The sequence below is a fragment of the Nocardioides sp. P5_C9_2 genome (assembly GCF_054049555.1).
In genome coordinates this window covers 1-4,487 of sequence record NZ_JBFUMD010000335.1, presented here as the reverse complement: position 1 = coordinate 4,487, position 4,487 = coordinate 1, and the positions used below count along the sequence as shown (strand labels likewise).

Annotated in this window: 4 protein-coding genes and 1 pseudogene; all 5 read right to left on the bottom strand. The window is 72.4% G+C overall.

Annotated elements, in window-relative coordinates; translation table 11 throughout:
* A pseudogene (locus ACXJKL_RS15405) lies at positions 1 to 119 on the bottom strand (isoprenyl transferase); the annotation flags it as partial.
* Positions 120 to 161: 42 nt separating this feature from the next.
* On the bottom strand, positions 162 to 890 hold the full coding sequence (recO, locus tag ACXJKL_RS15400; protein WP_457207913.1) for a DNA repair protein RecO: 729 nt from the start codon (positions 888 to 890) through the stop codon (positions 162 to 164).
* 52 nt (positions 891 to 942) lie between these two features.
* A complete protein-coding gene (locus ACXJKL_RS15395; protein ID WP_457207912.1) occupies positions 943 to 1,800 on the bottom strand; it encodes an alpha/beta fold hydrolase in 858 nt (285 codons plus the stop codon).
* Positions 1,801 to 1,816: 16 nt separating this feature from the next.
* Positions 1,817 to 3,553 (bottom strand): 2-isopropylmalate synthase, encoded by a 1,737-nt coding sequence (gene leuA / locus ACXJKL_RS15390; protein ID WP_457207911.1) that lies wholly within the window; start codon positions 3,551 to 3,553, stop codon positions 1,817 to 1,819.
* A gap of 199 nt (positions 3,554 to 3,752) precedes the next feature.
* The coding region (locus tag ACXJKL_RS15385) for a class I SAM-dependent methyltransferase (RefSeq protein WP_457207910.1) at positions 3,753 to 4,487 on the bottom strand (735 nt) is incomplete at its 5' end.

The following is a 4,487-nucleotide window of genomic DNA, read 5'->3' as shown; positions in this document are numbered from 1 at the left end:
CCGTTGCCGTCCATGACCACGGCCACGTGGCGCGGCACGAGCTCGGCCGGTACGGCGGGTGGCCGGGCGCCGCTGGGGTGCGGGGTCGGCGKACGGACGCTTCGCTTCACGAGCGGCAGCGTAGTCGGGTCGCGCCGGACGTCATGGAGATCGGTCGGCGGTCAGCGCTCGACGTACGCCATCGACCGCAGGCCGCGCTCGACGTGCCAGGCGAGGTAGGCGGCGACCAGTGAGCTGGCCTCCTTCAGGTGGCGCGGCTCGGCGGCGTGGACGAGGGGCCAGTCGCCGGTGAGCAACGCCGCGCCCAGGCGCAGGGTCTCCTCGGCGGGGGTGGCCGAGCCCGGCACCTTGCACATCCGGCACATCACGCCCCCGGCCGAGGGGTTGAAGAAGCGGTGCGGGCCCTCGACGCCGCACGAGACGCAGTGGTCGAAGGACGGCGCCCACCCGGCCACCGACAGCGAGCGCAGCAGGTAGGAGTCGCGCACCTGGCCGGCCCCGTGCTCCCCGGCGGCCATCGCGCGCAGCCCGCCGACGAGCAGCAGGAACTGCTGGACCGCCGGCTCCTTCTCCTCGGTGACCAGGCGCTCGGCGGTCTCGAGCATCACGGTGCCGGAGGTGTAGCGGTCGTAGTCCAGGCCCAACCGGGCGTGGAAGGGGTCGATCGTCTCGGCCTGCGTGATCGTGTCGAGGTTGCGACCCTCGGCGAGCTGGAGGTCGACGTGGGTGAAGGGCTCCAGCCGCGAGCCCCAGCGCGACGTCGTACGTCGCACGCCACGCGCCACCGCACGGACCCGGCCGTGGTGGCGGGTCAGCAGGGTGATGATGCGGTCCGCCTCACCCAGCTTGTGGGTGCGCAGCACGACCGCCTCGTCTCGGTAGAGAGGCACCCCGCCATTCTCCCCCACGGGTGGGCCCCGGCGCCGCAGGCCCGGGCGAGGGTCAGGTGGCGCGGCGCCGGCTGCGGGGTGGCGAGTCCCAGCAGGACCGCGCGAAGCCGGCGGCGAGCGTGTTGAGACGCTCGGGTGCCGCGCGCCACTCGACGATGCTGCGGGCCCGGATGAAGGTCGCGTGCGGCATCTCCGCGGCGAGCATCGCCGCGTCGGCGGCCGGGTGGATCGGGTCGGCCGGGTGCCCGACGACCAGCGCGGGGACCTCGATGGCACGCCGCTGCGCCGACGACGGCGCGATCCGGCCGAAGAAGATGCCGTGCACCGCCGCCGCCATCGGCGCCGCCTGCTGGTTGCAGGTGTCGAGCCCGATCCCGACCCAGAAGGGCACCAGCCCCCGCGGGACGGGCCTGGTCACCCAGCGCAGCGCCGAGACGGTCACCGGCAGGAATCGCGCCGCGAAGAGCAGCGGTGCGAAGACCATGATCCCGGCCTCGAGGGCGTTGTCCAGGACCGGCATCTCGAGCAGCAGCCCCCGGACCCGGCCGGGAGTCATCACCGCGACCTCGAGCGACACGTTGGCGCCCAGGGACGTCCCGCCCACGATCGCCTGCTCGGCGCCCAGGTGGTCGAGGAGCGCGACGACCTGCTCCCCGAAGGCCGTCATCGAGTACGACATCGGGTCCGCCGGGCGGTCGGAGCGACCGTGCCCGAGCAGGTCGAGGGTCACCACGTGCAGACCCTCGGCCGCCAGGGCCCGCGCGAGCGGCTGGTGCATCCGCCGCGGCATCAGCTGGCCGTGCAGGAGCACCACCCAGGCGTCGCCCGACCCGTACTCGGTGTACTCGAGCCGGTCCCGTCCCGCCGGGTGCTCCAGGAAGAACTGGCCGATCCGCTCGCTGACCAACATGGCCAGAACCTACCGCTCAGGCGCGGTTCACGGCGCTGATCACGGCCTTGAGCGACGCGGTCACGATGTTGGCGTCCAGCCCGACGCCCCACAGCACCCTCTCGCCGACCGCGCACTCGACGTACGCCGCCGCGATGGCGTCGCCGCCCGACGAGAGCGCGTGCTCGTGGTAGTCGAGCACCCGGACGTCGAAGCCCCGCTCGTCCGCACGCGGCAGCCCGTTGATCGCGTCGACGAACGCCGCGATGGGGCCGTTGCCCTCGCCCGACAGGCTGGTCAGCTCGCCGTCGACGAACACGTTGACGTCGAGCCGGTCCTTCTCCCCGGCGGCGCTGCTGGTGTGGACCGAGTCCAGCCACAGCGGGCGCTCACGGTCGAGGTACTCGCGGCGGAAGGCCTCCCAGATCGCCGCGGGCGCGACCTCGCCGCCCTCGGCGTCGGTGTGCTGCTGGATGACCCGGCTGAACTCGATCTGGGCCCGGCGCGGCAGGTCGAGCTTGTGCTCGTGCTTGAGGATGTAGGCCACCCCGCCCTTGCCGGACTGGCTGTTGACCCGGATCACCGCCTCGTAGCTGCGGCCGACGTCCTTGGGGTCGATGGGCAGGTAGGGCACCGCCCACTCGTGGTCCTCGACGGGTACGCCGGCCCGGTCGGCATCGCGCTCGAGGGCCTCGAAGCCCTTCTTGATGGCGTCCTGGTGGGACCCGGAGAAGGCCGTGTAGACGAGGTCGCCGCCGTAAGGGTGCCGCTCGTGGACCGGCAGCTGGTTGCAGTACTCGACCGTGCGTCGGACGTCGTCGATGTCGGAGAAGTCGATCTGCGGGTCGATGCCCTGGGTGAGCAGGTTGAGGCCCAGCGTCACCAGGCACACGTTGCCGGTGCGCTCGCCGTTGCCGAACAGGCAGCCCTCGATCCGGTCGGCGCCGGCCAGGTAGCCGAGCTCGGCCGCGGCGACGGCCGTACCGCGGTCGTTGTGCGGGTGCAGGGACAGGATCACGTGCTCGCGGTGGTGCAGGTGGCGACCCATCCACTCGATGGAGTCGGCGTACACGTTGGGCGTGGCCATCTCGACGGTGGCCGGCAGGTTGATGATGACCGGGCGCTCGGCGGTGGGCTCGAAGACGTCGAGGACCGCGTTGCAGATGCGGACGGCGAACTCCAGCTCGGTGCCGGTGTAGGACTCGGGCGAGTACTCGTAGAAGACGTCGGTGCCGGGGACCAGCTCCTCGTACTTCTTGCAGATCTCCGCGCCCCGCACCGCGATGTCGAGGATGCCGTCCTCGTCGAGGCCGAAGACGACCCGGCGCTGGAGCGTGGAGGTGGAGTTGTAGAGGTGCACGATCGCCTGCTTGGCACCGCGCAGCGACTCGTAGGTGCGCTCGATGAGCTCCTCGCGGGCCTGGGTCAGCACCTGGATGACCACGTCGTCGGGGATCAGGTCCTCCTCGACGAGCATCCGCACGAAGTCGAAGTCGGTCTGCGACGCGGCCGGGAAGCCGACCTCGATCTCCTTGTAGCCCATCTTCACCAGGAGCAGGAACATCTCCTTCTTGCGGGCCGGGCTCATCGGGTCGATGAGCGCCTGGTTGCCGTCGCGCAGGTCGACGGCGCACCAGCGCGGGGCCTGGGTCATCCGCTTCGTGGGCCAGGTGCGGTCGGTCAGGTCGACCGGGAGGAACGGCACGTAGCGCTCGTGCTTCATGCCGCTCGGCAGCTGGGGGTTGCGCTCGTGGGGCGGGGTGTTGCTGATCATGAGGTCCTCGATGTCGCTGGTGACGGGCGCCGGTGCACAGCACGCTCTCCGCAGCGAGGAGGCCGACCGTGTCTAGGCCTCGCTGCGGCAGCGAAGAAGGAGGCTGCGCGTCATGATGTGACCAGAGTAGCCCGGGCCCTGCGGTACGGCGTCCCGGCTGCCAGGTCGTGAGACGGACGGCGGTCGCGCGGGCTGCCGCTCAGGCTCGTCCGCGGGCCGCGAAGGCGACGGCGGTGACGTCGAACGGACCGGCTCCCAACCGTTCGCGACAGGTGGCGCGCAGCTGCTCGCGGCGCGCCGGCTCGAGTGCGGCGATCACCTCGCCCACCGGGCCGACCCCGTGGAGGTAGGGGTCCCACCACTCCTCGAAGGTCGGGTGGGTGACGGTCACCGGCATCTCGGTGCCCTCGACGTCGCGCAGGCCCGCCCCCTCCAGGATCTGCACCAGGTCGCCGGCCGCCCCGGCGGGGATGGGCCCCTCGCCCGGGTGGTGGGGGTCCACCTCGGCGAGCGCCGCCCAGATCGGGGCCATCGGCTCGCGGCGGCCCCCCAGGTCCCAGGTGGTCGCCCCCACCCAGCCTCCGGCGCGGGTCACCCGGGCCATCTCGGCGAGGCCGCCGACCGGGTCTGACATGAAGTGGACGACCAGGCAGGAGCCGGCCACGTCGAAGGTGTCGGCGTCGTACGGCAGCGACTCCGCGGTGCCCTGGCGGACGTCGACCCCGGGGAAGCGGGAGCGGCACGCCTCGACGAAGGGCATCGAGGGGTCCACCGCCGCGACGTGGTCGGCGCCCAGGCGCTCGACCAGGTGCCCGGTGAGCGCGCCCGGGCCGCACCCGACGTCGATGGCCCGTTGGCCGCCGGTCACCTCGAGCCACTCGGCCAGGGTGGCCGCGAGGGGTCGCGAGTAACGGCCCATGAACCGGTCGTACGC